Source organism: Caulobacter segnis, from assembly GCF_019931575.1.
Classification (GTDB): Bacteria; Pseudomonadota; Alphaproteobacteria; order Caulobacterales; family Caulobacteraceae; genus Caulobacter; species Caulobacter segnis_C.
The window spans coordinates 1,985,744-2,011,691 of sequence record NZ_CP082923.1 but is presented as its reverse complement, the minus strand read 5'-3'; the positions used below and the strand labels follow the sequence as shown (position 1 = coordinate 2,011,691).

General features: G+C 67.6%; 29 protein-coding genes. 15 read left to right on the top strand and 14 right to left on the bottom strand.

The features are described from left to right. The first annotated feature begins 57 nt into the window (after positions 1 to 57). Positions 58 to 573 (top strand): TIGR02281 family clan AA aspartic protease, encoded by a 516-nt coding sequence (locus tag K8940_RS09360; protein WP_223394990.1) that lies wholly within the window; start codon positions 58 to 60, stop codon positions 571 to 573. 60 nt (positions 574 to 633) lie between these two features. Here K8940_RS09360 and dusA read toward each other — a convergent pair whose 3' ends face one another. Continuing rightward, positions 634 to 1,686 carry a tRNA dihydrouridine(20/20a) synthase DusA gene (gene dusA / locus K8940_RS09355; protein ID WP_263285798.1) on the bottom strand — a complete coding sequence of 351 codons (1,053 nt, stop codon included), beginning with the start codon at positions 1,684 to 1,686 and terminating at the stop codon, positions 634 to 636. A gap of 254 nt (positions 1,687 to 1,940) precedes the next feature. After that, positions 1,941 to 2,615 carry a DUF3313 domain-containing protein gene (locus K8940_RS09350; RefSeq protein ID WP_223394986.1) on the bottom strand — a complete coding sequence of 225 codons (675 nt, stop codon included), beginning with the start codon at positions 2,613 to 2,615 and terminating at the stop codon, positions 1,941 to 1,943. 163 nt (positions 2,616 to 2,778) lie between these two features. Here K8940_RS09350 and K8940_RS09345 point away from each other — a divergent pair, with 163 nt between their 5' ends. From K8940_RS09345 to K8940_RS09310, 8 genes are all read left to right on the top strand, one after another. Beyond that, on the top strand, positions 2,779 to 3,465 hold the full coding sequence (locus tag K8940_RS09345) for a response regulator (protein WP_223394983.1): 687 nt from the start codon (positions 2,779 to 2,781) through the stop codon (positions 3,463 to 3,465). Then, positions 3,462 to 4,622: a sensor histidine kinase gene (locus K8940_RS09340; RefSeq protein ID WP_223394981.1), complete on the top strand. Its 1,161-nt coding sequence runs from the start codon at positions 3,462 to 3,464 to the stop codon at positions 4,620 to 4,622. The genes K8940_RS09345 and K8940_RS09340 overlap by 4 nt, the downstream gene beginning before the upstream one ends. A 163-nt stretch (positions 4,623 to 4,785) precedes the next feature. Next, entirely contained in the window at positions 4,786 to 5,454 is a 669-nt protein-coding gene (locus K8940_RS09335) for an outer membrane protein (protein WP_223394979.1), read from the top strand. 590 nt (positions 5,455 to 6,044) lie between these two features. Beyond that, positions 6,045 to 6,938 (top strand): fatty acid desaturase, encoded by an 894-nt coding sequence (locus K8940_RS09330; protein WP_223394976.1) that lies wholly within the window; start codon positions 6,045 to 6,047, stop codon positions 6,936 to 6,938. 76 nt (positions 6,939 to 7,014) lie between these two features. Further along, on the top strand, positions 7,015 to 7,746 hold the full coding sequence (locus K8940_RS09325; RefSeq protein ID WP_223394974.1) for an MIP/aquaporin family protein: 732 nt from the start codon (positions 7,015 to 7,017) through the stop codon (positions 7,744 to 7,746). 90 nt (positions 7,747 to 7,836) lie between these two features. Beyond that, the gene (locus K8940_RS09320; protein WP_223394972.1) at positions 7,837 to 9,507 is read left to right on the top strand and encodes an ABC1 kinase family protein; all 1,671 of its coding nucleotides are present in this window, start codon (positions 7,837 to 7,839) and stop codon (positions 9,505 to 9,507) included. Further along, complete coding sequence (locus tag K8940_RS09315; RefSeq protein WP_223394970.1) at positions 9,500 to 11,026, top strand: ABC1 kinase family protein; 1,527 nt, start codon at positions 9,500 to 9,502, stop codon at positions 11,024 to 11,026. The genes K8940_RS09320 and K8940_RS09315 overlap by 8 nt, the downstream gene beginning before the upstream one ends. Continuing rightward, positions 11,023 to 12,036, top strand: a complete 1,014-nt coding sequence (locus K8940_RS09310) for a hypothetical protein (protein ID WP_223394968.1) — start codon at positions 11,023 to 11,025, stop codon at positions 12,034 to 12,036. Before K8940_RS09315 ends, K8940_RS09310 begins: the two co-directional genes overlap by 4 nt. On the opposite strand, the gene K8940_RS09305 is transcribed toward K8940_RS09310, so the two are convergent. After that, entirely contained in the window at positions 12,011 to 12,286 is a 276-nt protein-coding gene (locus K8940_RS09305) for a hypothetical protein (RefSeq protein ID WP_223394966.1), read from the bottom strand. The two genes, K8940_RS09310 and K8940_RS09305, sit on opposite strands and share 26 nt — an antisense overlap. Before the next feature lie 202 nt (positions 12,287 to 12,488). Here K8940_RS09305 and K8940_RS09300 point away from each other — a divergent pair, with 202 nt between their 5' ends. From K8940_RS09300 to K8940_RS09290, 3 genes are all read left to right on the top strand, one after another. Beyond that, positions 12,489 to 13,307, top strand: a complete 819-nt coding sequence (locus tag K8940_RS09300) for a ferritin-like fold-containing protein (RefSeq protein WP_223394964.1) — start codon at positions 12,489 to 12,491, stop codon at positions 13,305 to 13,307. Between the two features lie 65 nt (positions 13,308 to 13,372). Continuing rightward, entirely contained in the window at positions 13,373 to 14,215 is an 843-nt protein-coding gene (locus K8940_RS09295; protein WP_223394962.1) for a ferritin-like fold-containing protein, read from the top strand. After that, entirely contained in the window at positions 14,212 to 15,351 is a 1,140-nt protein-coding gene (locus K8940_RS09290; protein WP_223394959.1) for an SDR family oxidoreductase, read from the top strand. Before K8940_RS09295 ends, K8940_RS09290 begins: the two co-directional genes overlap by 4 nt. Before the next feature lie 6 nt (positions 15,352 to 15,357). Here K8940_RS09290 and K8940_RS09285 read toward each other — a convergent pair whose 3' ends face one another. The 6 genes from K8940_RS09285 to K8940_RS09260 form a co-directional block, all read right to left on the bottom strand. After that, positions 15,358 to 16,056, bottom strand: coding sequence for a sterol desaturase family protein (locus K8940_RS09285; RefSeq protein ID WP_223394957.1), 699 nt, complete (start codon positions 16,054 to 16,056; stop codon positions 15,358 to 15,360). A 68-nt stretch (positions 16,057 to 16,124) separates the two neighbouring features. Continuing rightward, positions 16,125 to 16,394, bottom strand: a complete 270-nt coding sequence (locus K8940_RS09280) for a hypothetical protein (protein ID WP_223394955.1) — start codon at positions 16,392 to 16,394, stop codon at positions 16,125 to 16,127. 53 nt (positions 16,395 to 16,447) lie between these two features. Next, positions 16,448 to 16,861, bottom strand: coding sequence for a rhodanese-like domain-containing protein (locus K8940_RS09275; protein ID WP_223394953.1), 414 nt, complete (start codon positions 16,859 to 16,861; stop codon positions 16,448 to 16,450). Continuing rightward, positions 16,858 to 17,973 (bottom strand): GTP-binding protein, encoded by a 1,116-nt coding sequence (locus K8940_RS09270; RefSeq protein WP_223394951.1) that lies wholly within the window; start codon positions 17,971 to 17,973, stop codon positions 16,858 to 16,860. Before K8940_RS09270 ends, K8940_RS09275 begins: the two co-directional genes overlap by 4 nt. 175 nt (positions 17,974 to 18,148) lie before the next feature. Continuing rightward, positions 18,149 to 19,612: an FAD-dependent oxidoreductase gene (locus K8940_RS09265; RefSeq protein ID WP_223394949.1), complete on the bottom strand. Its 1,464-nt coding sequence runs from the start codon at positions 19,610 to 19,612 to the stop codon at positions 18,149 to 18,151. A gap of 16 nt (positions 19,613 to 19,628) precedes the next feature. Continuing rightward, entirely contained in the window at positions 19,629 to 20,774 is a 1,146-nt protein-coding gene (locus K8940_RS09260) for an inorganic phosphate transporter (RefSeq protein ID WP_223394947.1), read from the bottom strand. 174 nt (positions 20,775 to 20,948) lie between these two features. On the opposite strand from K8940_RS09260, the gene K8940_RS09255 reads away from it, so the two are divergent. Continuing rightward, positions 20,949 to 22,001, top strand: a complete 1,053-nt coding sequence (locus tag K8940_RS09255; protein WP_223394945.1) for a flavin-containing monooxygenase — start codon at positions 20,949 to 20,951, stop codon at positions 21,999 to 22,001. 16 nt (positions 22,002 to 22,017) lie between these two features. Here K8940_RS09255 and K8940_RS09250 read toward each other — a convergent pair whose 3' ends face one another. After that, the gene (locus K8940_RS09250; protein ID WP_223394943.1) at positions 22,018 to 22,527 is read right to left on the bottom strand and encodes an arsinothricin resistance N-acetyltransferase ArsN1 family A; all 510 of its coding nucleotides are present in this window, start codon (positions 22,525 to 22,527) and stop codon (positions 22,018 to 22,020) included. Further along, the gene (gene arsH / locus K8940_RS09245; protein ID WP_223394941.1) at positions 22,524 to 23,258 is read right to left on the bottom strand and encodes an arsenical resistance protein ArsH; all 735 of its coding nucleotides are present in this window, start codon (positions 23,256 to 23,258) and stop codon (positions 22,524 to 22,526) included. Before arsH ends, K8940_RS09250 begins: the two co-directional genes overlap by 4 nt. A gap of 54 nt (positions 23,259 to 23,312) precedes the next feature. Between arsH and K8940_RS09240 the strand changes: the two genes are divergently transcribed. Next, the gene (locus K8940_RS09240; protein ID WP_223394939.1) at positions 23,313 to 23,684 is read left to right on the top strand and encodes an ArsR/SmtB family transcription factor; all 372 of its coding nucleotides are present in this window, start codon (positions 23,313 to 23,315) and stop codon (positions 23,682 to 23,684) included. Then, positions 23,681 to 24,214: an arsenate reductase ArsC gene (locus K8940_RS09235; RefSeq protein ID WP_223394937.1), complete on the top strand. Its 534-nt coding sequence runs from the start codon at positions 23,681 to 23,683 to the stop codon at positions 24,212 to 24,214. Before K8940_RS09240 ends, K8940_RS09235 begins: the two co-directional genes overlap by 4 nt. A 72-nt stretch (positions 24,215 to 24,286) precedes the next feature. Here K8940_RS09235 and K8940_RS09230 read toward each other — a convergent pair whose 3' ends face one another. From K8940_RS09230 to K8940_RS09220, 3 genes are read right to left on the bottom strand one after another with little or no spacing between them, the layout of a single operon-like run. Then, on the bottom strand, positions 24,287 to 25,063 hold the full coding sequence (locus K8940_RS09230; protein ID WP_223394935.1) for a sulfite exporter TauE/SafE family protein: 777 nt from the start codon (positions 25,061 to 25,063) through the stop codon (positions 24,287 to 24,289). 4 nt (positions 25,064 to 25,067) lie between these two features. Then, complete coding sequence (locus K8940_RS09225; RefSeq protein WP_223394933.1) at positions 25,068 to 25,601, bottom strand: rhodanese family protein; 534 nt, start codon at positions 25,599 to 25,601, stop codon at positions 25,068 to 25,070. Then, positions 25,570 to 25,929: an ArsR/SmtB family transcription factor gene (locus K8940_RS09220; protein WP_223394931.1), complete on the bottom strand. Its 360-nt coding sequence runs from the start codon at positions 25,927 to 25,929 to the stop codon at positions 25,570 to 25,572. The genes K8940_RS09225 and K8940_RS09220 overlap by 32 nt, the downstream gene beginning before the upstream one ends. Between the last annotated feature and the right edge of the window lie 19 nt (positions 25,930 to 25,948).

Below are 25,948 nucleotides of genomic sequence, written 5' to 3'. Positions count from 1 at the left end.
CCTGCTAGTGATTTAGACAACGGCCGCAAAAGCGGTCTCAAAGCCGGTACGGCGAGGGTGTCTTCTATGTTGAGGTTCGCGGCGATCGCTTTCGTGGGCGCCTTGTCGGCGGTGGGCGCGGCCAAGGCCGTCGTCTCGCTGGACGATCTGCGTCGCCCCGAGCTGCGCGCCCCGACCGCCGCCGCGGCCACCCTGGGCGGCGAAGGCGGCGTGGCCCAGATCACCAAGGATCGCGACGGCCACTTCTGGGCTCAGGCCGCCGTCGACGGCAAGGCCGTCCGCTTCCTGGTCGACACCGGCGCCACGGCCGTCTCGCTCAGCATGGCCGACGCCCAGCGCCTGGGCATCGACACCAGCAAGCTGACCTACGACTACAACGTCATCACTGCCGACGGCCGCACGCGCGCCGCGTCGGTCCACCTGGCCAGCGTCTCCGTCGCCGGAGCCCGGGTCCGCGACGTCGACGCCCTGGTCATCGAGAAGGGCCTCGAGAACTCGCTGCTCGGCATGAGCTATCTGGGCCGCCTGTCGCGGTTCGAGGCCACCCCGAACTCGCTGATCCTGCACCCGTAGCAAGCGCGACAGCCAAAAAACAGCCGCCCGCTTTAGCGACCGTCGCGCCCCAAGTGAGAGCTAGGCGGCGGGCGCTTCAGCCCGCTCTTCGCGCGCCGCCAGGGCCGCGCGCACCGCGTCCAGCGCCCGATCCACGACCTCCAGACCCGCGCCCGGCTTGACGCCCTCGACCGTCAGGATGCGCCGCCACGCCCGCGCGCCCGGCAGGCCGTGGAACAGGCCCAGCATGTGCCGGCTCATGGCCGCCAGGTGCGTCCCCGCCGCGAGTTCCCGCGCCAGATACGGCCGGTAGCGCTCGACCGCCTCGAAGCTGTCGACATCGGCCGCGTCCATCCCGAACACCCGCCGGTCGACCTCGCCCAGCAGACCGGCCTCGTGATAGGCGGCCCGGCCCAGCATCACCCCGTCGACGCCGTTGGCCAGGTGCTCCAGCGCCGCGTCGACGCTGGGCACGCCGCCGTTGATGGCGATCGTCAGGTTCGGCCGCTCGCGCTTGAGCCGATAGACCAGCGCGTAGTCCAGCGGCGGGATGTCCCGGTTCTCCTTCGGCGACAGGCCTTGCAGCCAAGCCTTGCGGGCGTGGACCACGAAGGTGTCGATCCCCGCCGCCGCGCAAGCGTCGACCAGGCGAAACAGCGCCTCTTCCGAATCCTGGTCGTCGACCCCGATGCGGCACTTCACCGTGGCTGGAACCTTCACCGCGTCCCTGATCGCGGCCATGCACTCGGCCACCAGATCCGGCTCGCGCATCAGGCAGGCCCCGAAACGGCCGCTCTGCACCCGGTCCGACGGGCAGCCGACGTTCAGATTGACCTCGTCATAGCCGTAGTCCTCGGCGATCTTCGCCGCCCGCGCCAGCTCGGCCGGATCCGATCCGCCCAGCTGCAGCGCCACCGGATGCTGGCCGGCGTCGTAGCCCAGCAGCTTCTCGCGATCGCCATGCACGACGGCGCCGCTGGTCACCATCTCGGTATAGAGCAGCGCGCGGCTCGACAGGACGCGATGCAGCGACCGGCAATGCCGATCGGTCCAGTCCATCATCGGGGCGATGGAAAATCGATGAGGCTGAAATTTCTGCACTTCTACAACATTATCAACAGGTTCATTCGACAGGCGCGCGCCAGTTCACGGACCGCGTTTCGCGCTTGCCCACCGCGATGTCATCGCGGGCGCACACATAGAGCACACGAAACTGGCCGCCATCTTAAAACAGAAGTCCGGACGCTGGCGCGTTCAAGTCCGTCACAAAGGTCGCTATCTGGGCGAGACGGTCGCCCAGCGCAAGGACGCGGAGGCCTGGGCTATAGTCGAACCTCCCTGCCCCATGGCGCCATGGGCATCGACCTCGCCCAGCATCGCCCGATGAACTAGAGCCGCCCAGCGGACAGTTTCTCGGCCAGTTCATCCGCGCCCTTCCGGATCCCCGCCATGGAGGCGGCCAAGGCGCCGAAGCTGGCCTTGACGTTCATCGCATTGGGATACTGCTTGGTGACGTAGGCGCTGAGCAGCTGGCCGGTGGCGGCGTCCTCGATCTCCACCGCGTACATCACCGAGCCCATCATCACGCCCTCCTTGCCGCGAGCCCCCTGCACGGCGTTGTAGGGACCGCCCGCGAGGTCGAAGTGCAGGACCGTACCCAGCACGGCCGTCGTGGTCCTGGCGCCCGTCAAGGTCAGCTTGACGCGGATCGTGTCGCGAGCCGGCCGGTCGACGACGCGGAGGTCCTGGCCAAGCCTCTGAGAGAACTGCTCGCGCATGTAGTCGGCCAGGCGATGCTTGTTCGCCTCGGAGATCTTCTCGAACTGGTTGTCGCGACCACGGTAGATGGTCACCGGATCGATGATGACACTGCGGTACGAACGCCAGTCGACTTCGGGGGAATAGGCGTAGGGTATGCGGCTGGACTTGCCGCCAGGATCGGCTTGGAGCTTCGCCGACGAGGCGATATCGGCATAGCGAACCGGTTGCGCGCCGGCGCAGCCGGCGAGCGTGACGCAGGCGGCCAGGGCGGCCAGCAAGAAGGGGTTAGTCGGTGCGGTCATCGCTAGGCCATCCGTACGTATCGACGCTCTGGGGAGCCGGCGTCACGCAGGTCATGAGCACCAGAGATGGAGCGGCGATCGGGGGATCGTGGAGGAACGACGGAAGCGATCCTCCATCCTTCCTCCATGGTGGACGGCGATAAGGGCGGCGAAAGGCGGCCGCATGAGCAATCGTATTCTCATTGTCGAAGACGAGACGGAGATCGCCGATCTCCTGGCCGCCTATGTCAGGCGCGCCGGCTATGAGGTCTCCCGCGCCGCCAATGTGCAGGACGCTCTTCGCGATCACGCCCAGATCCGGCCCGACCTGGTGCTGCTCGACATCGGCTTGCCCGGTGGAGACGGCGTCGAGGTTCTCACCACGATCCGGCGACGCTTCGACACCCCCGTCATTATGGTCACCGCGCTGGATGACGAGGTGACCAAGCTGTCGTCCCTGCGGATCGGCGCGGATGACTATGTCGTCAAGCCGTTCAACCCGTCCGAGGTGGTCGAGCGCATCCGCGCCGTGCTCCGTCGCGTCCAGGGAGGAACGGGGCGTCGCGCGTTCAGTGTCGGCGACCTGCATATCGACCTGGACGCCCGGATCGCCTCTTGCCGCCGAAACCAGGGCGAGCAGCGGCTGCCGCTGACGCCCACCGAGTTCGAGGTGCTGGCCTTCATGGCGCGGCAGCCGCGTCGCGCCTTCAGCCGGGCCGAGATCCTGCAAGCCGTGGCGCCCGACAGCGAGGCCTATGACCGCGTGGTCGACAGTCACCTTTCCAAGCTTCGCCAGAAGCTCGCCGCGGCAGGCTGCGCCAGAATGATCGAGCCCGTGCGGGGCGTGGGATACAGGCTATGGTCAGAATGACCCGACGCATCGTCAGCCAGCTGCTCATGCTCGCCGGGCTGACCACGCTGATCACCATGGCCGTGGGCCTGGCGGCCTATTACGCGGCGACCTACTACCAGGTCTACGACGCCTCCTGGCGCATGCCGCCCAAGGTGCGGACGGAAATCCAGCATCTGCTGGCCACCAACCAGCGCGGCAGCGACCGGTTCTTCGAGCTCTACGACAAGTATGGCTCGACCAGCATGGGGATCAGCGACCTGCGCTTCATGGCCATCATCGCCGTGATCTCCATCGGCGCGGGCGGAAGCGTGGCCGTGGTGCTGGCGCGGCGGATAAGCCGGCCGATCACCGCGGTGGCGCAGGCCGCGGCGCAGGTCTCGGCGGGCGACCGTTCCGTGCGCGTCGAGAAGGGCAGGACATCGGGCGAGGTCGGCGCGCTGATCGACAGCTTCAACCGGATGGCCGCCGAGATCGAGTTCTACGAGCGGGAGCGCACCGTCCTGACCGCGGGCATCGCCCACGAACTGCGCACGCCGCTGACCATTCTCAAGGGCCGGCTGCATGGCCTGACCGACGGCGTGATCGACCCGGCGACGGGCGAGGCGGATCGGCTGCTGCGCCAGGTCGGCCACCTGTCGCGGCTGGTCGAGGACCTTCGGACGCTCTCGCACGCCGACGCCGGCGAGCTGGGCCTGGACCACCGCAGGATCCAGATCGACGAAGTCCTGCGCGCCACGATCACCGACCTGCAAGCCTCGGCGCGGCAGGCCGACGTCACCCTGCACGGCGTGTTCGCGTCCGGGCGGATGTCCGGCGACCCCGTCCGCCTGACCCAGATCTTCATGAACCTGCTGACCAACGCCATCAAGCACGCGCCACCCGGCAGCACGGTGACGATCGCCATGAGGGGCAAGGGAAGCTTCATGGTCGTCGACGTGCTCGACGAGGGCGAGGGTTTCGCCACCGACGAGGAAAGCCAGCTGTTCATGCCGTTCTGGCGGGGCAGCGCCGACAAGCGCCAGGGACGCCCTGGCAGCGGGCTTGGCCTGGCGCTGGCCGCCAAGCTGGCCGAAGCGCACGGCGGTCGCATTACCGCGCGCAACCGCACCGACCGGTCCGGCGCCCATTTCAGCGCCTGGCTCCCCCTGCTGAAGCCATCCGCTGGCCGTCCCTAGCGCGCGCGTATGCCCGGGCGATCGATGGAGGGCGCGTGGAGGCGGCGCGGGCGTTCCTCCATCAATTCCGCCTCGCCCCTCCATCTTCGTCCCGCATGACAAGCCTCGACGCCGACCGATGTGGGCCGGCGACCTTACGATGAGGCGCTAGACGATGACGCGAATGACCCATGGCCTGATGCTGGTCCTTCTTGCCGCGATCCCGACGGTGGGGGCCGCCACGGCGACCAAGGCCCAGGAGACCGGAATCTACGGCGTCGTTCGGGGCGGCGGAAGCATTACCCCCAAGCAGAAGATCGATGTCGACGACCTCTCCGCCGCCTTCCCTGACGACGCCAAGTACAAGACCGGCTTCACCGGCCAGATCGGTGCGGGCTACGACTTCGGTCGTTTCCGCATCGAACAGACCCTGGGCTACGGCAAGAACGAGCTCAACGCCAAGGATCTGACATCCAGCGGCTTCAACGGCGAAGGCTCCACCAAGTCGCTCAGCATGACGCTGGCCGGCTATGTCGACATCCCGGTCACCGCGCGGATCGTTCCCTATGTCGGCGGCGGCGTCGGCGCGGCGCGGGTCCAGACGGAGTTGACGGGCTCGCGGATCGGCAGCGGCCAGACGAGCGGCTTCGAAGGCAAGGACTGGGGCCTGATGTGGCACGCCGACGCCGGCATCGGGGTGCGCATGGCGCCCAAGACCACGCTGGAAGTCGGCGTCCGCTACGCCCAGACCAGCCGCCTGAAGTACGACGGCGTCAATGCGGCCCCCAAGACCAGCTACGAGCCCAAGCTGTCCAGCGTCTCGGGCACGGTGGGCGTTCGCCACGTTTTCTAGCGCCAACGCGCCATCGGATGACGATCATGTCGCCCTGTCGCGGCGCCGCGGCAGGGCGAACTTGGAGCTCTTCTCGAAGCAACGGCGTAGAGGATCCAGGGCGCCGCCGCCCAAAAAGATCGGGAAACGTACCGGCCCATCCCCCCACATCAACCGCCGCGACGCGCATCATGACTGGGCCGCGAACTACTCGGCCACCATTAATCCGGACGCCGAAGATCGAATAGACGAGTCTCCATTCGGGTCTCGGCGCCGCAGAGCGCGAAAATAGACCGTTCACGCGTGATGGCGGCGGCAACCACAGAGATGCTCCCCCGAGCGCTGCGTCGGATACTTACATTCCGAGACTGGCGATCGTGAGCTCGCCGGGCGCCACGCGCCCGCTTAGCCATTGAAGGCGCCCTCGATCACGATCGTCACGCCATATTCCCTCGGCGATCAATTCGCCGTACACTATCGTTATACACGAATTTGGGGGTCACTCGCGCCAACTGGCGAGCCCCAGCCGCTCGGGCCTCGGCTTCGCGGTCGATCAGTGTGTTCAAGCTTTAGCGTGGAGATGTTAGCCGGGTCACCGAACGGAGATCGCCATGGACGCCGCTCAGGGTAAAGGCAAGCTCGTTCCCTACCGCCAGGACTGGATCAACATCGCATTGTCGCTCGCGGCGCCCGCCGTGTTCTTCTATCCGTTCTATCATGGCCTCTCGAGCCGCGCGGAGCTCGCTGTCTACGTGGTGCTTCTCATGGCGTGGATCGTGGACCTGAACTACCTGCTGCACATCCATGTCCATCGACCGTTCACGACCAGCCAGACCTTCAACCGCCTGATCGACGCGGCGCTTGGCTCGGTGACGGGCATGACAAGCGCCAACTGGCGCATCCAGCATGTCTTTGGCCATCATCGCGGCCAGGACGAGCCCTATACGCTGCGGAGCCTCGATTGGACTCTGGAGCGCTACAGCGTGCGCGCCGCCCTTTCCTACGCGTTCGGCAATATCTGGATCACCTATTGGCGGCCGCTCCGGGAGTCCTACAAGAAGGGCGTTCTCGGAAACGAGACCAAGCCGATCAATTTCAGGGCCGCGTTCGTGGAGCAGGTGCTGTTCATCGCGTTCTACGCGGCGCTGCTCGTCTACAGGCCGCTGGAGACGCTGCTCTTCCTGACGCCGTGGTACATCGTGATCTTCGCGATGACCCGCTATGTGGACTACCTGAACCACTACGGATGCACGGACGAAGGCTTCAACTTCGCCAACAACTCCCTCAGTCGCTCCTTCAACTGGCGGATCAACAACTTCGGCTACCACACGGCCCACCACATCGATCCCCGGGCCCACTGGACGACACTGCCGAGCTTGCACGCAAGGATCGCCGATCGAATTCCGGCAGAACGCTTGAAGACCTTCAACTGGTCATCCGCGCTGCTGCCCTACCATGCCTGGCGAGAGCACCAAGCGCAGCTCCAGGCTGGTCGAAGGCCGTAAGCTCTTCATCCAATCTCTTCGCCGCAACCTCAGCTTCCCACCCGAAGGCCAGGAAGCCCAGACCTCGAGGATCGCCATGACGGACTTCAATCTCGCTCGGCGGCTGGTCGCCGAGACGCTCGGAACAGCCATGCTCCTCGCCGTCGTCATCGGCTCGGGGATCATGGGCGAAGAACTGGCGGCCGGTAACACGGCCATCGCGCTGCTGGGCAACACCGTGGCGACGGGCGCGGCGCTGGTCGTGTTGATCACCCTGTTCGGGCCGATCTCCGGCGCGCACTTCAATCCGGCCGTCAGCCTCGTCATGGCGCTGCGGCGAGAACTGCCCTGGAAGATCGCCGCGGCCTATCTCCCGTGTCAGGTCATCGGCGCCATCCTGGGCGTGTGGGCGGCGCACGCCATGTTCGGCGAGGCGATCTTCCAGGTGTCGACGAAGCTGCGCGACGGGCCGGCCCAGGCCTTTTCCGAGTTCGTCGCGACGTTCGGCCTGCTGGCCACCATTCTCGGGGTCGTGCGCTTCAAGGTCGATTTCACGCCGGTCGCGGTGGGTCTCTACATCACCGCCGCCTACTGGTTCACGGCCTCGACCTCGTTCGCCAACCCGGCCGTGACGGTGGCGCGCAGCCTGTCCAATACCTTCGCCGGCATCGCGCCAAGCTCGGCGCCGTCCTTCATCCTGGCCCAGTTGGTCGGCGCGGCGGCGGCGAGCCTGCTGTTCGGATGGTTGCTGCAGGCCGGCGGCGTCCAGGTCGCCAGGCGCCAGGACCCGGTCGCGACGCCCGTCGGAGAGGCCGCCTCCGTCGGTTAGGCGGCGCTTCTGAACTCGCAACGGCGAGTATAAGCTGACACGGCCGGGCTGACGTCCATCCTGGCGGCCGAGCACCTAAAAGGGGCGAATGTGGCCACGACCGGCGAAGCGGCGGCAAGGCTGGAGGTCTCGGAACGGCGCGCGGCGCGGGGCCGCGGCGCGCGCTTCGGTCTCGATCTGAAGCGGCTGACACGTCTTCTGCTGACGCTCGCCCGCCGGCTCCTCCCGCTCGCGCTGCTGGCCTTGGTCGGACGCCGCCCCAGCGCGGCGCTGGTCGGAGCCCGGCTGCGCGCGGCGCTGCAGGAACTGGGTCTGACCTATGTGAAGCTCGGCCAGTTCATGGCCATGCGCTTCGACATCCTGCCCGAGGCCGTTTGCCAGGAACTGGCCCAGCTCTTCGACGATGTCGCGCCGATCCCCGAGGACCAGTTCCGGCGGGTGCTGGAAACCGAGTTCGGCGCCGCGCCGGAGTCCGTGTTCGCGAGCTTCGACTGGACGCCGCTGGCGGCCGCCTCCGTCGCCCAGGTCCATCGCGCACGGCTGGCCGGCGGCGAGATCGTGGCCGTGAAGGTGCAGCGCCCGGGCGTGGCGACGATCTTCGCCGCCGACATGCGCAATCTTTCGCGCCTGGCCGATCTGGTCGATCGCATGGGCGTGGTCGGTCCCCAGTCGATCCGGGCGGCGGTAGCCGAGTTCGAGCGCTTCACCGCGCGGGAGCTGGATTTTCGCACCGAAGGCCGAACCGCCGAGCGCCTGCGCGCCAACGCCGGGCCCAACGAATACGCCCCCCGCATCTACTGGAGCCACTCCACCCAGCGCGTGCTGACCATGGAGCTGATCGTCGGCCACCGCCTGTCCGACATCATCGGGCGGGGAGATCGCCCCGCCCCGCCGGGGCTGGACCTTGATCTCGTGGCCCGAAACCTCGCCCGCGCCTGTCTGCGCCAGCTGTTCGTGACCGGCTTCTTTCATGCCGATCCTCACCCCGGCAACATCTTCGTCCGCGACGACGGGACCGTCTGCTTCGTCGATTTCGGGATCTTCGGCCAATTGTCCGACGCGCGTCGCGAGACCTTCTCGGCCTATATCGAGAGCGTGGCGATCGGCGACCTGGCTGCGGCCTATCGGCATTTCATGCGCCTGCTGATCCCGACCGACCAGACCGACCATCGCCGCCTGCGCACGGACATCGAGGCGATCTTCGAGCGCTGGCGAGCGGCGTCCGCCAACCCAGACACGCCGCCCGCCGACCGTCACCTGGGCAAGTATGTGGGCGAATTCATCGGCGCGATCCGTGACAACAAGGTGCGCATGGGCCTGGACACCCTGCTCTTCTGGCGCACCCTGATCGTGCTGGACGCCACGGCCCTTCGCTTTCGCGAGAGCTTCGAGCTGCTGGACGTGATGCGGGCGTTCTTTATCGAAATCCGTCCGGGGGCGGCTGAACGGGTCCTGGCCCTCCTTGGCGACGCGAGGCCGGGGCGCGCGGCTCTGGCGATTTGCCGGGACGGACCAGATCACCTCCCACGCCTCGCCGGCGGCCGTGAAGCCTGGCCTCTGTCGATCCACGAGACCAGCCATGGCGACGCCCCCACGAAATGGCAGATCGGCGCCCTGATCCTGGCCTTGACGACCCTGGGCGCGGCAATCGCGGCCGAACGACTGGGGATGACGGAAAGTAGCGTCGTGGCGGGCCTTGTCGCGCTCGGCGGCGCGACCTTGATCGTCGCGTTCCAGGGCTGGAGACGCGGGCATGGCTGACGGAAGCGCCTCCGCCGCCGCGCCCCAGCGCTTCGTCGCCCGACTGGCGCGCCTTGGCCCGCCCTTCGTCAAGGTCGGGCAGTACCTGGCCATGCGCCCCGACCTCCTGCCGCAGGCCTATTGCGATGAACTGCTGAGGCTGGTCGACCACGCTCCAGAGGTCCCCTGGGAAACCATCCGGGGCATTCTGGAGGCAGAGCTGGGCGCTCCCCCGGAAACGGTGTTCGCCTCGATCCGCAAGCGCCCGCTGGCGGCCGGCTCGATCGCTCAGGTCCATCTGGCCCGCACCCACGAAGGACGGCTGGTCGCGGTCAAGGTCCAGCGCCCGGATCTGCAGCGACAGATCGACCGCACCTTACGCCTGAGCCGCCTGTTGGCGCGGGGCCTGATGGTCACGGACCTGGGCCGCGCGCTGTCGCCGCTGGACGTCATCGACGAGATCGAGCGCTGGCTTCGCCAGGAACTGGATTTCGGCATCGAGCTGGAAAACCAGCAGGCCTTGCGAGGCGGCGCGACGCCCGAGTGGCTGCGAATTCCAGAGCCGCTGCCGAGCCTCTGCACCCGGCGGGTCCTGACCGCCGACTATCTGCAAGGCGTTCCGTTCAGCGAGCTGATCGCCCAGCGACGCGCCGGGGACGAAACGACGATCGAGCGTCGCGGCTTCGATCGCGAACGCCTGGCCGAGAACCTGATCGCGACGGTCTTCCACCAGGTCTTCGACGGCGGTCGCTTCCATGCCGACCCCCATCCCGGCAACCTGATCGCCTTGCCGGACGACCGCATCGGCCTGGTCGACTGCGGCCTGACGGACACCCTGACGCCGGCGCTGCGCGCCGCCCAGGCGCAGTACCTGGCCGCGCTCTACGCCCATGACGTCGAAGCCATGCACCGGGCCCTGGTCAGCGTGCTCGACTTCTCCGCCGGCGGCGACCCGGCCGCCTTCCGGCGCGACTTCATCGCCGAGACCAACGACTTCCTGGCGCGCGGTCTCGACGCACCGGAGGCCAATCCAACCTCCGGCTACATGATCGTCCTGATGCAGCTGGCGCGTCGACACAGGGTGCGCCTGCCCAAGGCGTTGTTGTCGATGTATCGAGCCCTGCTGACGGTCGAAGCCGTCGCCCGACAGCTGGGCGCCAAGGCCGATCTCGCCACGGTCGGCCGCCGCTTCTTCGCCGGAGCGCCGGTGCAGCAACTGCTCTCCGGCCTGGAGCCGGACGCGGTCATCGCCTGGCTGCTGCGCCTCGCCGATACGGCGCGGGCCGCTCCCGGACAACTCCAGGAACTGTTGGCCGATCTGGCCGAGGGCCGCTTCGTCCTGTCGACCCAGAGCCGCCAGTCGACGGAGGACCGACGCCTGGCCAACCGGCGGACACGGCTGGTGACCCTGGCGGTGCTGTCTCTGGGTCCCGCGACCCTGCTGGCCGGCGCCCCCTCGCCCGCCCTGTCGACGGTCCTGTGGATCGCCCTGGGCGGCCTCTACGCCGCCATGGCCCTGACCTGGTGGAGGTTGAAATGACGACCCGCGCCGCGTCCCCGCCCGGTTCGGGCTGCGTCCCGATCTCGTTGCGCCGGGTGCTTGACGACCTCTGTCGGTCCCGTGCCCGCGACCCGGCCCTCGAGGCCGAGGCCGACGAACTGATCGAGGACTTCTGGAAGCTCAGCCGCGACCTCGACGCGGCGCTGACGCCCGAGGTCCGCAGCGACCTGACCGCCCTGATCGATCATCTCGACAGCCATCGCGACGCCTACGGTCGCGCGCTCGTGGCCTGGATCGATCTGATCGAGGACGTCTGCCTGACGGTCGAGGCCGACTATGGCGATGGCGCGGGCGCCCTGAAGCTTCAACGGGTGCGCGGCGTCGCCTTCCAGCTGGCGCGCCGCTTCCTCGACGACGCGCCGCTGCCCGATATCCCGCGGTTCGTCCGTCCCGTGGTGATCGATCTGGTCACCCGGGCCACCGTCTCGTTCATCATCGACCTGGTCAATGCGCCCGATCCGGATCGGGCCCTCTGGCGCAACGCGCGCCTGGACAAGGCGCCGCCAAGGCCGTTGCTGGTCCGGGGGCCGACCGTCGTACGACTACGCGCGCGGTTTTCGGCGCGGAAGCAGTCCTTGATGGAGCGCCTGATCGCCTGGCTGCTGCGCCCCCCGCGCCTGCCGCCGCGCCTGCAGGCCAAGGTGGACGTCATCGTCCAGCAGTGGGACGCCGAGACGGACGCGACCGGCAAGCCTCCCGTCCAGCGCGTTCTGCAGGACGCCTTCGATCTCGTCACCTGGATCGGCGAGCACGGCAAGGAGATGCGGGCCGGCGTCGACGCGTTGTCGATCGTCATTCACTGGAGCTACGAGTTCGTCGATCTGGACCGCGAGGCGCGCATCGATCTCGTCAAGCGCGCCCTGGCCCGCTATGTCGAGGAGATCGGCCTGGGCGGCACGGTGTTCGCCGCCGTGGTCGAGCTGATCATCGACCTGGTGGTCGACGCCGCCGTCGACATCTTTCTCAAGCGCGGGGCGCTCGCCGCCTGACCTCGACCGTTTCGGTCTCGACGGTTCGCGCCCGGTCGGCGGGTTCGGACGCCGCCCGTCCGCCTCCACAGGCCGTGTCGGTCAGGTCCTCGGCCGTTCGCAGAACCAGATGGGCCGCGCCAAAGCCGAAGTCTCGCCCAGCGTCGAACCAGGCCGTGCAGAACCGGCCGAGCGCGCTGGAAGCCCGCGTCGTCCTCAAGCCCCAACGGTCCTCGTAGACCCGTTCCGAGCGGTATCGGTGGGCTGTCATGCGCAACTCCCGAACTTTTGGCGCCAAGTTGAAAATGACGGCCATACCCGTCAGAGTCGAAAATAGCACTTTGCGATAGATGCAACTATCGGTATTATCCCGAATGTTGCGTGCTTACTGAGGCTCCAGTGTCGAGCCTCCACCATGAGCGCCTTCGCGCTCCCAGTTCCGCTTGAAAATCCCCTTTTCATTGGAGCGAGCCATGCACGACGGTCTTGGTCAGGTCACCACGCTTCCGAAGCCGCGCATGGAGCGTAGCGACGGCTATCTGAAACTGCTGTCCTTTGTCGTTTCGAACGCCCGCAAGGGTGAGATCATGGCCATCGAGAACTATTCCGAGATGGTCCATCTGATGCCGGACACCGACGCCAAGATCGAGACGGTCAACCAGGCCAAGGAGGAGTGCAAACACATCCTCCTCCTGGAAAAGCTGGCCGCCAGGCTCGACTTCGACGTGGACGACACCATGGTCGAGCCGCAATGGGAGTCGATCCGCGCCAGCTTCCACGAGGCCGTGCGCAAGAAGGATCTGCCGGCCTGCCTGATCATCCAGGACCTGATGGTCGAGAGCCTGGCCATCGGCCTCTACAAGGTGTTCGCCAGCGCCGCCAACGAGGACCACGAGACCACCAGCACGGCCGCGGCCCTGCTGAAGGACGAACTGGAGCACCTCGACATCGGCGTGCGGCGGATCCAGGCCGAGATGAGGAAGGATCCCGACGCGGTCAACGACGCCCTACTGTGGGCCCACAACCGCGTGATGCCCGCCCTCTTCGAGATGATCCACCAGTCGTGCGACTTCCTGTGCGACACCAAGAGCCTCGACTGCACGATGGTCGAGAAGCCCAGCGCCGAGATCGACCTGGAGCTTCTGAAGATCACCGCGCTCGAACACTACGTGGCCATGCTCGAAAAGGCCGCGTTCGACCCGAAGATCACCAACCAGCTGATCGCCGGCATGGCGTCCTACGAGGCGCCCGGCCGAGCCAATGTCGGCTTGGACTTCCTGCGTAAGCACTAAGCGTTTCGCCACGAACCGACAGCGCGACCGGCGGGCCCTGCCCCGCCGGAGCAAGGAGTGCGCCCATGACCTTGGTCACCCCGATCGACGAGACGACCGCGGCCCCCACGGCCAAGGCCTTTGACCAGCGCTACTACAACCTGATCGCCTACATCGTCTCGAACGCCATCGCCGGCGAGATCATGGCCATCGAGAATTACTCCGAGATGGTCCATCTGATGCCGACCAGCGCGGCCAAGATCGAGACGGTCGAGCAGGCCAAGGAGGAGTGCAAGCACATCCTGCTGCTGTCCAAGCTGGGCAAGACGCTCGACGTCGCCGTCCAGCGCCGCATCGTCGAGCCGCAGTGGAACCAGGTCCGCAAGCACTTCCAGGCGGCCGTGCAGAAGCGCGATCTGGCGGCCTGCCTGATCATCCAGGACCTGATGACCGAGACCATGGCCATCATGCTCTACCGGACCCTGGCCAACGAGGCCGAGACCGATCCGAAGACGGCGGCGGTGGCCCGCAACATCCTGGCCGACGAGCTGGAGCACCTGGAGATCGGCAAGCACCGTATCCGCCAGCTGCTGGAGGAAGACCGCGCCGGCGTCCATGACGCCCTGGTCTGGGCCCATCACCGGGTGATGCCCGAGCTCTTCGGGATGATCAGCACCAGCTGCCATTTCCTCTGCGACGAGCTCAACATCGAGTGCGGCAGCCTGACCCTCGACAGCATCCGCACCGATATCGAGCAGCTGAAGCTGCAGGCGCTGGAGAGCTATGTCGAAACCCTCGACAGCCTGTTCGATCCGGCGGTGACCAACCCGCTGATCGCCAGCATGTCGGCCTATGAGGGCTACGGGCAGATGTTCAGTGGCCAGGGTGGCGCGGCCTGCTGTGGCCCGGGCGCCGTGACGACCCAATGAGGCCAGGCCGGCGCATCCTACTCACCGGCGCGTCCGGCTATCTGGGCGGCCTGATCGCCGCCAGCCTGCTCGCGGCCGATCCTGAGCTTCGGATCCTCGCCCCGGTGCGAGCGGGCCGCGATCGCGACGCCGTGCTCCACCCCATCGCCGCGGAACTGGCGGCCCTGGCCAACGATCCGGCCGCCGCGGCGCAGGTCGAGCGGATCCAATTGGAAGCCCTACCGCCGCTCGCGAGCCTCGCCGATCTGGACGCGGCCCTGCTGGCCTTCGAGGTCGACGAGGTCGTACACTGCGCCGCGTGCCTCGACTATTTCGATCGTGAAGCGCTGCAGGCGGTCAATGTCGGCCTGACCGCCGCCTTGCTGGACCAGGCGCGGCGCGTCGGCGTCAAGCGGTTCGTCCATGTCTCGACGGCCTTCAGCAGCGGCTATGTCGACGGCGACGTCCCCGAGGCCCTGCACGCCGAGCCTCAGGCCGACCCCACCGACTACACCCTGACCAAGCGGGCGGCCGAGCACTTGGTGGCCGCCAGCGGCCTGCCCTATCTGATCCTGCGCCCGTCCATCGTCATCGGTCACAGCCGCGATGGTCGCTACAGCGGCAAGCGCTATGGCCTCTACCAGCTGTGGTCGGGCATCGAGCGCCTTCTGTGCCGCGAGTGGCACGATACGATCCACGCCTACGCCCCCTCGCAGCCGGCCAACCTCGTCCATCAGGACGCCTTCCAGGCCGCGTTCATGGCCGCCTGGGCGGGACCGCTCGATCAGCCGATCGTCAACATCGTCTCCGACGACCGCCAGACGCCGTCGGTGCGTGATCTCTGGGAGATCTGGCTGGCGGCCTGCAATCGGCCTCGCCAGACGATCTACTACGAGGACATGGAGTCGATCCCGACGCGGGAGATCCCCCCGGCCCAGCGCGCCCTTCTGGGCCTGGCCTCGGTGAACCTGCAGATCATCGGCCGACGCTGGCGCTTCGAGACGGGCGCCCTGCAGCAACTACAGGCGGCGGGCCTCGTCTTCCCGCAAGCCACCCTGGCGAGCGTCGCGATCTGCCAGCAGCGGGTGATCGACAACTCCGCGGCCATTCAGAAGTTCTTCGCCAAGCGCGACAGCGCGCTGGTCGCCGCCCAATAGCCCCGCCTAGGTCTTGGCCTCGGGCGCCGCCGGCGTCGCGACGCCCGACGGCTCACGCCGACGCCCCGTGCCGGCCAGCCAGTCCCACAGCGGCACGGTGGTGTTGAAGTTCCAGTCGTTCATCAGGCTGGGATCGTGATGGGCCGCATGGTGGCGTCGCAAGGCCTCCAGCCAGCTTGGCCAGCCGCCCGTGGGCGGCCGCAAGTGATAGACCAGGTGCAGCCATTCGTAGGCCAGCACGTAGGCGATGCTGATCGCGTAGAACAGAAGGCCGAGGTTGCGGTTGATCACGCCCAGGCCCAGGGCGATCGGCGCCAGGCCCACGAAGATGGTCAACAGTGCATAGCCCGGGATCAGCACGACCGCGAACTCTCGGGTGGAGCGGATCTCCATGGTGTCGGTCTGGAAGAACCCGTGATGCTCGGGTGTGTGGCGATCGTAGAAGGCCCATCGCCCCCGATGCAGCAGGTTGCGATGGATGAACCACTCCAGCCCGTTCAGCGCCAACGTCCACGCGGCCGCCAGGCTCAGCACCACCGCGCCGGGCCGGTGAACCAGCGCCAGGGCCGCGGCGATCAGGCCAAGTCCGACCGCGCCGGGCACCAGCAGATGAGCCCAAGGCGAGTACCAGCGCCCCCAACGCGAGAGCACCCGCGCGCGGAACGCCTCGTGCCTTTCGGCCACCTCGGGGATCGGAGCGCTCATCGGCCGGGATCCTGCCGGCCAGGACGTCGCGCGGCCCGGGGAGGCCGCGCGACGCTGGCCAAGGGCGCTTATTCGACGTCCTTGCGGACCGTGGTGGTCGTCTTGACGCCGCCGGCGTCGTCATAGTCGCGCTCGACGCGACGACGATAGTAGGTCGGCGGCGCGAGGGCCTCGCCGACCCCGATCACCAGGTTGCTCAACAAACGGCAGCCGCCATCCCAGACGTCCCGCCCCGACTCCCAGACGTCCTGGACATCGTTGCGGACGTTGCGGGCGTCGCGGTCGCGATCTTCGTCCGTCGCACGCTCGACGGTCCGGGCTCTTGCTTCTCTGGCCATGTCTTGCTCCATCCTTGGTTCGTCTCGCCGGAACCGTGTCCGGCCTGGAAAGCTCAGGGCGCGGCCCGCCCCAGATTACCGACCGCCGTCGGCGCGGCCTCGAACGGATAGCCCCGCGCCGACCAGCCGCGGCGGCCCTCCGGCATGATGAAGACGCGGCGATAGCCGAAGGCCAGGGCGCGGCGGGCGCCCATATGGCAAGCCAGGCAATAGGTCGCCGAGCAGTAGAAGATCAGCCGCGCCTCGCGATCGGCCGGCAGGCGCTCGATCGGATAGTCGTCGATGCCGACATTGACCGCACCGGGGATATGGCTCTTGGCCCAGTCGGGCTCGAGGTTGCAGTCGAAGATGTGAACGCCGGGCTGGCCCAGCAGCGCCCGGACCTCCTCGGGGGTCAGGCTGTCGATGCGCTCGTCGTCGGGCCTGACATATTCCCCGGCCAGGCGCAGAACGCTGGCGACCTTCACGCCACCGCCTCCGCCAGGACGTCGAACCGATGCACGGGGGTCGGCGGCGACGGCGTGAAGCACTCGATATGGCTGACCGTGGCCTTCACGCCGAGCGCGTCGGCGCTCTGGGCCAGGGCGGTCTCGACCAGTTCGGTCAGCGACTGCGGCTGCGCGCCCATCCGCGCGTTGATGATCAGCGACGCCGTCTGGGCGGTCGGGAAGATCCCCGTGCCGGTCCATTGCGGGACGCCGCCGCCGTCGGTCAGGGCGATGCGGTCGCTGGCCTTGCCGCTGGCGACCATCGCCTTGAGATGGGCCACGCCCATGCCTACCGCGTTGGCGTGGGCGTGGGCCCGCCGCATGAAGGTCTCGGCGATGTCACGAGGCTGGAAGGGCTGGTCGGAGGAGATCGCGACCGTGGCGTTCAGCCAGCCCAGGGCCGCCTCAGCGTCGGCATAGGTCTGATAGTCGATTTCAAGCAAGCGCGTGCCGGCCGGGCCGCCCGCCAGCATCCGGTCGATCCACTCGGGCACGCCCACGCCGCTCAAGGCGCTGATCGGCAGGATCGGGACGTCGCCGATCTCGTCGGCCAGCCAGCGCGTCAGGGCGCGCTCCTCGCCAGCCCCGAGCGTGTCGAGCTTGTTGAGCAGGATCAGGTCGGCCTCGGCCAGCTGCTTGCGGAACAGGTAGCGGACGCTGTCGGGGAAGGTCGTCTCGCCGCCTTCGCGCAGGCTGCGGATACGCTCGGGCTCGACGACAATCGTCAGGGGCGCGAGGCTGAAAGTCTCCGGATAGTATTGCCGCAGCGGCTGATAGACCGTGGCCGACAGGTCCGTGCAACTGCCCACGGCTTCGGCCAGGATCACGTCCGGCCGTTCCTGGCGGATCAGGGCGCCGGCGGTCTCGACCAGTTCGTCGAACCGGCAGCAGAAGCAGCCACCGGTGATCTCCTCGGTCAGGAAACCCTTGCTGCGCAAGGCCTCCGTATCGACCAGGCCCGCGCCTTGGTCATTGGTGATCACCCCGACCTTCAGGCCGCGATTGGCGAACTCCGCCGCGGCCCTCTGCAGGGTCGTGGTCTTTCCAGCTCCGAGAAAACCGCCAACACAGGCGATCAGCACCTTAGCCATAGTCGAGCACCTCTCTGGTTCAGCCGAGAAGGGAGACGACGCTACTGGACGATATAGGGCGCATGCTCCGCCACGGCAGAGCTAGTTGCGAAGGTCGAAAACGCAACGCATGGTCGAACTTTAGCTCAAGTCGCGCGCCTTGCCCAGAACCAATCTCGCGGTCGGCCCGTCTGATCTAGCGATGAAAACAGGCCGCGACGCGGGCGATCAGCGCGACCGGCGCCAGCAGGATCTTGACGACGGTCCAAACCCAGCGCGGCGGCGTGCTCGGTCGTCGGATTTCCACCGGCTTGGCCAGCTTCAGGTGGGCGCGCACCGCCTCGGCCGCCTCCAGACCCGACACCAGCGCCGCCTCCTGCGTCACCAGATCCACGAAGGATCGGCAATAGTCGCCGGCCAGGAACAGGTTGGACAACTGGGTGGCCGCCTCGGGCCGGAAGGCCCAGGCGCCGACATAGTTCATGAACAGCGGCTGATCCCGATGTGTCTGGAGCCGCTGATAGACGATGCGCGCCTCCGCGATGGCGGGAAGATAGGCCGTCAGCTCCTCGAGGATCCGCGCGCTCACCAGGTCGTCGCTCAGACCGGTCAGGGCCTGGATATCGCCGACCACGAAGCTGAGCGCCGTCGTCTCCAGGCCCCAGGTCTGGGACAGGTCGACGAAGGACAGGGCGAGGCCGGAATCGTAGAGCGAGACGATGCCGCTCGGCAGGCCCTGGATCTTCCGGTCCAGCACGAGATCGAACGCGGCCATCGGCAAGGTGTCGAGCATGTGCAGCCGCCCGAGCTCGGGCGCGGCCTCGTACAGGCGATCATCGATCAGCTCGGTGACGACACCGACGGGCAAGGCCAGGATCAAGGTTTCGACCGTTTCCTCGACGGTCTGACCGGACGCGGCCTGGAGGGTGATGCGGTCGATCCGACCGTTCAGGGGCGTCACGCCCGTCAGGCGCGTCTCCAGACGGATCTCGCAGCCGCTGGCGCGGAGCGCCCGCTCGATCGGCTTGATCCAAGCGTCCTGAAGATTGGTCCTGGTCAGGTGCAGGCTGGGACGTCCATGCCAGACCCAGTATCGCATGGTCGTCTGCATGGTCATGGCCGACAGACCATAGAGCGGCGTCGAGAGTCCCTTGAGCACCAGGTCGTGCATCTGCGCCGCGGCCGCCTCGGTGCGATACCAGCGCGAGCGCAGAAAGCCTGTGACGCTGACCTGATCGAGAGCGGCTCGCCGGTGATAGGGCTGACTCATCAGATCAAGGATCGCGTAGAAGAACAGCACCATCTGCGACGGCGGCATGCCTCCGGAGAAGATGTTGCCGATGGCGTTCCACGGCGAGGTCATGTTGCGCATGGTGGTGAAGCGCGGGAACTGGCCCTTGCGCAACTGCGAGAAGTTGGGACTTGGCGTGAAATTGTCGCCGATCCGCAGCTCCGCGATCAGCGCCCAGGCGTTCGCGTACCAGGGCGGGAAGATATGATAGGAATGGTCGGTGGCGTGGCCGTCGTGGGTCTGGGCGCTCGCCTGCCCCCCCAGCTGGTTCTCCGCCTCCAGCAGGGTGACCGCGCAGCCGCGCTGGCTTAGGCGCAGGGCCGCGATCATGCCGGCCAGACCACCACCAACGATCGTGACCTTGTTCATCGCGTATCTCCCCGCCTTAATGGAGATTGCGAAGAACCAGCGCCGCCAGCGCCCCGCAGATCGCAGCGATTGGCAAGGTCAGGAGCCACGAGGCCACGATGCCCGACAGCGTGGCGCGATTGACGCTTCCGTTGATCAGGCCCACCCCGGCGATCGCGCCGACGCTGACCTGGGTGGTGGAGACCGGCAGGCCCAGACGACTGGCGACGATCACCAGGAACGCGGTGACCAGATTGGCCGACAAGGCCTGGCCGTCGTTCATTTGCGAGATGCCCCGCCCCATGGTCTGAGCCACCCGGCGTGCGCTGAGCAGACCGCCGACCGCCATCGCCAAGGCCACGGCCAGCGCCCCCGAGCGGATGTCCAGCGCCTGGGCGGCCAAGACCAGGGCCAGGATCTTGGGCGTGTCATTGAGGCCGCGCGCGAAACTGACCGAGGCGGCGCTGACGTAGTGGGCGGCGTCCACGACCTGCTGAATGCTGGCGCCCAGCACCCGGCCTCCGTACTTCTCGACGCATTGCTGGGCCGAGGTCACGACGATGACCGCGCCGGTGTCGCGGGCGACCGCCGTGGCGTAGCCCTCGGCGCCGGCTGGAACCAGCTGCAGGCTGCCAACGGCGGTCAGGCGCACGCCATCGACGCAGACGCAGGTCTCGCGCTTCAGACCCCAGCGCGTCGAGATCGCGTGCAGCACGCCGTACAGGACGGTGGTCAGCAAGACCGCGGCGATGGGGCTGACGATCAGCGGCAGGGCGAAGGCCTTGCCGAGGACCGCGAGATTCAGGTGCGGACCGATGAAGACGAGGCCCGCGCCGATGATCGCGCCGATAAGGCTGTGGGTGGTCGACACGGGCAGGCCCAGCCGGGTGGCCAGGATCACCGTCACGGCCGCCGCCGCCGAAACCGAGGCGAGGAAACCGGGCGTGGCGGCGATCTCGGCCGGTACGACGCCGGCGCCCGAGAACATCTTGACCAGCCCCGAGGCCAAGGCCAGCGAGGCCAGCCCCCCGAGGAAGGTGGCCGTGGTCCCGAGGATCAACGCCGTACGATAGTCGACGGCGTAACTCCCATAGAGCGTGGCCACGCCCTTGAAGTTGTCGTTGGCGCCGTTGGCGTAGGCCAGAAACAGCGTCGAAATGAGCAGAAACGCCACCAAGACCATGGACAGACCCTCCGAGCGAAACGCTTGATGGGACGCGAACTGAACGGATCGAGGCTGAGGCGCGGACGAACGAGGCGCGCACCGACCACGCGATTTCATCGCTTGGTCGCATTTTGACGTGATACTACTAGGAGACGAAAAATCCGTCCACCCGCATAAATTCGGAGACGCGCGATGCTCGACCTGGTGATCATTGGCGCGGGGCAAGCGGGCCTGGCGGCCGGTCGGCGCGCCAAGGCCAAAGGACTTGAGTTCGAAATCGTCGAGGCGGCGAGCCAGGCGGGAGGCTCCTGGCCCTGCTACTACGACAGTCTCACGCTCTTCTCCCCGGCCCGGTACTCGCGGTTACCGGACCTGGAGTTTCCCGGCGATCCGGAGCGATACCCCAAGCGCGACGAGGTGGTCGGCTACATGCGCGACTACGCCCGACATTTCGACCTGCCGATCCTCGTGGACTTCCAGGTGACACGGGTGGAGGCCCTCGCTCGTTCTTCCGGCTACGCCGTCACGGCGAAGGACGGGCGCCAGCGTGAAGGCCGCGCGGTGCTGGTCGCCAGCGGTGGGTTCGGGACGCCCAAGACGCCACGCATCGACGGCGAGGACGCCTTCCAAGGCCAGCGCCTGCACTCGCGCGACTATCGACGGCCGGAGCCCTATGCCGGCCAGCGCGTCGTCGTGGTCGGGGCCGGCAATTCGGCGGTCCAGATCGCCGTGGAACTGGCGAAGGTCGCCAAGGTGTCGCTGGCCACGCGCGGCCCGGTAAAACTGGTCCCGCAAAGGTTGCTGGGGAAGGATATCCACTTCTGGCTGAAGTGGACGGGCCTGGACAATGTCAGCCTTCCTGGCGACCCGACCGCGCCGGTCGTCGACGATGGCCGCTACCGGCGCGCCCTGCGCTCGGGCCAGCCTGACCAGCGGCCGATGTTCAGCCGCTTCACGACCAGCGGCGTCATCTGGACGGACGGCGTCGAGGAGCCCGTCGACGCGGTGATCTTCGCGACCGGCTTCTCACCGACCCTGGACTTCCTGCAAGGGACTGGCGCGCTGGACGCGCGAGGCTGGCCGATACACCGTCGGGGCGTTTCCCTGCCCTGCCCCGGTCTCTTCTTCGTCGGCCTCCCCTGGCAGAAAGACCTCTCCTCGGCCACGATCCGGGGCGCGGCGCGGGACTCCAAGTTCATCCAGCAGGCCGTCGATCAGTGGCTGGCCCGACGAGCGGCTGAGTGACGCCGGCTAATCTCACCTAGGCGAGATTGGCCTCCAGCACCCTCTCCACGGCCACCACGTCACGCCAGACGCCGTCGAGCTTGCCGTGCTTTTCGTGAATGCCGACTTCCCTGAAGCCGACCGATCGCAACAGGGTCAGACTGGCCTTGTTCTCGATGAAAACCCGAGACAGCAGTTTCCAGAAGCCCGCCTTGATCGCGGCGTCGATCAGCGCGGTCATCGCCACGGCGCCGACGCCTCGCCCACGGTGGGAGCGCCGGACATAGACCGAAAACTCGGCGATGCCCGCATAGCAGCAGCGATCGGCGTAGGAGAAGGTCGCCGCGTAGCCGACGACCTGATCGTCCTGGTCGATCACGGCGATGATCGGATGGCGCCCATCGAACCAGCCCTCCAGATCCCGCGCCGTGCGCGGGGTCGTCTCGAAGGTGGCGACCCGATCCTCCATGCCCTCGTTGTAGATCGCGGCCATGGCGGGAGCATCGGCGATCGTGGCGGGTCGAGCCCTGAGCGTCGCGTTGGTCATGCGGGGGCGACCTCGTGTTTCATGGCTTCGGCGGCGAGCGCGACGTGTTCGGGGATACGGCCATGGGCCTTCCGCTCGCTGTAGCGGTCGACCAGGTAGTCCGCGCGATCCCGCGTCAACAGGGTGAACTTCACCAGTTCCTCCATCACGTCGACCACCCGGTCGTAGTAGCTGGACGGCTTCATGCGGTCGTGCTCGTCGAATTCCCTGTAGGCCATCGCCACGGACGACTGGTTCGGGATGGTGATCATCCGCATCCACCGCCCCAGCAGGCGCAAGGTGTTCACCGCGTTGAACGACTGCGATCCGCCGCTGACCTGCATGACGGCCAGGGTCTTGCCCTGGGTCGGGCGGACGCTGCCGATCTCCAGCGGGATCCAGTCGATCTGCGCCTTCATGATCCCGCTGATCGCGCCGTGGCGCTCGGGACTGCACCAGACCTGCCCCTCGGACCACTGCGACAGCGCCCGCAACTCCTGGACCTTCGGATGCTCCGGGCCGGTGGCGTCCGGCAGCGGCAGGTCTCGAGGATCGAAGATGCGCGTCTCGCACCCCAGGACCTGGAGAATGCGGGCCGCCTCCTCGACCAGAAGGCGGCTGAAGGACCGCTCCCGCAGCGATCCGTAGAGCAGCAGGATGCGCGGCGGATGACGCGCGGGCTCCGCGACCTCGAGCCGGCCCAGGTCGACCTTGGCGAGGAATTTCGGGTCGAGAGCAGGAAGATCGGCCACGGGCGACTCCAACGGCGTCATTGAACTGTCGAATAATTCGATCATATTGGAAATATGGAATCGAAGCCCGCTGTCAACATGCTCTCGGCCCTCGGCCACGAAGGCCGCCTGGCGATCTTCCGCCTGCTGGTGAAGGCCGGCCCGGTCGGGATGGCCGCCGGCGACATCGCCCGGACGCTGGAAGTCCTGCCCAACAGCCTGTCGGCCAATCTCAACGTTCTTTCCCACGCCGGCCTGATCGGGTCCCGGCGCGAAGGCCGGTCGATCATCTACTCGGCGGACTACGCCGCCATGAGCGGCCTCCTCGGTTTCCTGATGGAAGACTGCTGCGACGGCGCGCCCCAGATCTGCGTCCCGCTGGGCGCGATCGTCGCCAAGGCCGAGGCCTGCGACGGAACCTGCCTGATGGAGAAGGAACTCGCATGAGCACCGAGCATCGCCCGATGAACGTCCTCTTCCTTTGCACCCATAATTCGGCGCGTTCAGTTTTGGCCGAATGCCTGATGAACCGCGTCGGCGCGGGGCGCTTCAAGGCCTATTCGGCCGGCTCGATGCCGAGCGGAAGGATCAATCCGCACGCGATCAATCTGCTGAAGCACCTGGACTACGACACCGGCGACCTGCGCTCGAAGAGCTGGGAGGAGTTCTCGGCGTCGGACAATCCCGCCGCCCCGCCCCTCGATTTCGTGTTCACGGTCTGCGACAACGCCGCCGGCGAGGTTTGTCCGATCTGGCCTGGCCAGCCGATGACGGCCCACTGGGGCATTCCCGACCCGTCCGCCGCCACCGGCTCCGAGGCCGAGATCGCTCTGGCCTTCGCCGACGCCTATCGCCAGCTCAACAACCGCATCAGCCTGTTCTGCGCCTTGCCCATGAGCACGTTGGACCGCCTGTCGCTCCAGCGCCGCCTCGACGAGATCGGCCAGGTGGAGACCGCCGACGACACCGCGGCCTGATCACAGCCCGGCCATCTGGTGGCCGCGATGAAGATGGCACCAGAGGGCGGACAGCCGTGTTCGCGATGCGCTTCACACCTGGCTCAGCGTCGCCCGCCAGAGCACGTAGGCCGCCGTCGCGACGATCATGGCGGCGAACAGCCGGCGCGCCAGCAAGGCGCGCGACGCCAGGCGCGGGGCCAGGCGCGCGCCCGCGAACACGCCAACGCCGCCCCCCAGGACCAGGGCCAGGAACACGGGTCCGTCCACCAGTCCCGACGCCGCATAGCTGACACTGGTCGCCGCGCCGAACAGCGCGACCGACACCAGGGACGAGGCCGCCGCGTTGGCCAGCGTCATGCCCGTGACGGCCATCAGCCCCGGCGCGATCAGGAAACCGCCGCCGATGCCGAAGAAGCCCGCCGCCAGGCCCGTGGCGGCGCCGACGGGAACCAGCCGCAAGGCCTTGTCCGGGTCGATACGGACATCCGGGTCGCCGGGCGAACCCGGAGCGCGGAACATCGACAGGCCGACCGCCGCCATGGCCAGGGCGAATCCGGCCAGCAGGTGATTTCCGGCCATGGCCTTGGCCAGGTGCGCGCCGACGAGCGAGCCCAGCAGGCCCGGCGCGCCGAAGGTCAGGGCGCAGGGCCATTTCACGCGGCCGGCCCGCGCCTGGGCGACGAGCCCGGCGGCGGCGTTGACCGCCACGGCCGCCGCCGAGGTCCCGATCGCCACGTGCGGGTCCCGGCCCCCGACGACATACAGCAGCAGGGGCGTCGCCAGCACCGAGCCGCCGCCGCCGAACAGCGTCAGCAGCAGCGCCACGATCGCCCCGCTCACGACGGCCGCGAGAAGGCTGGCGTCCATGGCGTCAGGCCGCCGCCGACCGGTTCCAGGGCGCCAGAGCCAGCAGTCGCGCCATGCCGCAGAAGCCGGTCGCCCCCGCGAACATCAGGCCCGCGCCGACGAACCCGGCCAGCCCCAGGAACCAGGGCGAGACCGTCAGTCCAAGGATAACGCCGGCCAGCACCAGCGATCCGGCGGCGATCTGGACCTGGCGCATCATTTCCAGCGGCGCCTTGTCGTTGATCTCGACCGGCAGGCCAGCGCTGTCCCAGGCGTCGAGGCCGCCTTCCAGCACGTACGCCGGGCGCCCGCAGGCGGCCACGAGCCGCTCGCCGTTGGCGCTGGTGCGCATGCCCGACCGGCAGGTGAAGATCACCTCGCGCGCATCGGGAAGGCCCAGCCCCTTGGCGTCCAGCGTCGAGAGCGGCCGCGACAGCGCGCCCTTCGCCCGACGCCGGGCGAACTCGTCGACCTCGCGGATGTCGATCAGGACGGCGCGGCCGTCGGCGAGGCGCTTGGCGGCGTCGTCAGGCCTCAGAGGCTTCAGGATCGTGGTCATGGGCGGCGTTCTCCACTGGAGGGCAGAAGATCTCCGCGAGCGTGCCGACCACCTTGAGGGCGGCGGGATCGGCGATCCGGTACCAGACCGTCTGGGCTTCGCGACGCGAGGCCACGACGCCCTCCTCCCGCAGCACCGCCAGATGCTGCGAGAGCGCCGATTGCGAAAGGCCGACCAGGGGCTGGATCTGCCCCACCGACCGTTCGCCATCGGCGAGTTGGCACAGGATCATCAGCCTGCGTTCGTTGGCCAGGGCGCGCAGGAGCTTGGCGGCCTGCGCGGCGCTGGCCTCGAAGTGGCTGACGTCGAAACGCGAAAGATCGAACATGAACGCCATATATTAGCTT

Bases quoted from the DNA above. Each gene is read 5' to 3' on its own strand.
- K8940_RS09270 (WP_223394951.1), bottom strand. From the start codon at position 17,973: ATGGCTAAGGTGCTGATCGCCTGTGTTGGCGGTTTTCTCGGAGCTGGA.
- K8940_RS09345 (WP_223394983.1), top strand. From the start codon at position 2,779: ATGAGCAATCGTATTCTCATTGTCGAAGACGAGACGGAGATCGCCGAT.
- K8940_RS09315 (WP_223394970.1), top strand. From the start codon at position 9,500: ATGGCTGACGGAAGCGCCTCCGCCGCCGCGCCCCAGCGCTTCGTCGCC.
- K8940_RS09260 (WP_223394947.1), bottom strand. From the start codon at position 20,774: ATGGTCTTGGTGGCGTTTCTGCTCATTTCGACGCTGTTTCTGGCCTAC.
- K8940_RS09305 (WP_223394966.1), bottom strand. From the start codon at position 12,286: ATGACAGCCCACCGATACCGCTCGGAACGGGTCTACGAGGACCGTTGG.
- K8940_RS09235 (WP_223394937.1), top strand. From the start codon at position 23,681: ATGAGCACCGAGCATCGCCCGATGAACGTCCTCTTCCTTTGCACCCAT.
- K8940_RS09285 (WP_223394957.1), bottom strand. From the start codon at position 16,056: ATGAGCGCTCCGATCCCCGAGGTGGCCGAAAGGCACGAGGCGTTCCGC.
- K8940_RS09290 (WP_223394959.1), top strand. From the start codon at position 14,212: ATGAGGCCAGGCCGGCGCATCCTACTCACCGGCGCGTCCGGCTATCTG.
- K8940_RS09335 (WP_223394979.1), top strand. From the start codon at position 4,786: ATGACCCATGGCCTGATGCTGGTCCTTCTTGCCGCGATCCCGACGGTG.
- K8940_RS09300 (WP_223394964.1), top strand. From the start codon at position 12,489: ATGCACGACGGTCTTGGTCAGGTCACCACGCTTCCGAAGCCGCGCATG.
- K8940_RS09340 (WP_223394981.1), top strand. From the start codon at position 3,462: ATGACCCGACGCATCGTCAGCCAGCTGCTCATGCTCGCCGGGCTGACC.
- K8940_RS09220 (WP_223394931.1), bottom strand. From the start codon at position 25,929: ATGTTCGATCTTTCGCGTTTCGACGTCAGCCACTTCGAGGCCAGCGCC.
- K8940_RS09230 (WP_223394935.1), bottom strand. From the start codon at position 25,063: ATGGACGCCAGCCTTCTCGCGGCCGTCGTGAGCGGGGCGATCGTGGCG.
- K8940_RS09330 (WP_223394976.1), top strand. From the start codon at position 6,045: ATGGACGCCGCTCAGGGTAAAGGCAAGCTCGTTCCCTACCGCCAGGAC.
- K8940_RS09295 (WP_223394962.1), top strand. From the start codon at position 13,373: ATGACCTTGGTCACCCCGATCGACGAGACGACCGCGGCCCCCACGGCC.
- K8940_RS09255 (WP_223394945.1), top strand. From the start codon at position 20,949: ATGCTCGACCTGGTGATCATTGGCGCGGGGCAAGCGGGCCTGGCGGCC.
- K8940_RS09280 (WP_223394955.1), bottom strand. From the start codon at position 16,394: ATGGCCAGAGAAGCAAGAGCCCGGACCGTCGAGCGTGCGACGGACGAA.
- K8940_RS09240 (WP_223394939.1), top strand. From the start codon at position 23,313: ATGGAATCGAAGCCCGCTGTCAACATGCTCTCGGCCCTCGGCCACGAA.
- K8940_RS09350 (WP_223394986.1), bottom strand. From the start codon at position 2,615: ATGACCGCACCGACTAACCCCTTCTTGCTGGCCGCCCTGGCCGCCTGC.
- K8940_RS09225 (WP_223394933.1), bottom strand. From the start codon at position 25,601: ATGACCACGATCCTGAAGCCTCTGAGGCCTGACGACGCCGCCAAGCGC.
- K8940_RS09265 (WP_223394949.1), bottom strand. From the start codon at position 19,612: ATGAACAAGGTCACGATCGTTGGTGGTGGTCTGGCCGGCATGATCGCG.
- K8940_RS09325 (WP_223394974.1), top strand. From the start codon at position 7,015: ATGACGGACTTCAATCTCGCTCGGCGGCTGGTCGCCGAGACGCTCGGA.
- K8940_RS09250 (WP_223394943.1), bottom strand. From the start codon at position 22,527: ATGACCAACGCGACGCTCAGGGCTCGACCCGCCACGATCGCCGATGCT.
- K8940_RS09310 (WP_223394968.1), top strand. From the start codon at position 11,023: ATGACGACCCGCGCCGCGTCCCCGCCCGGTTCGGGCTGCGTCCCGATC.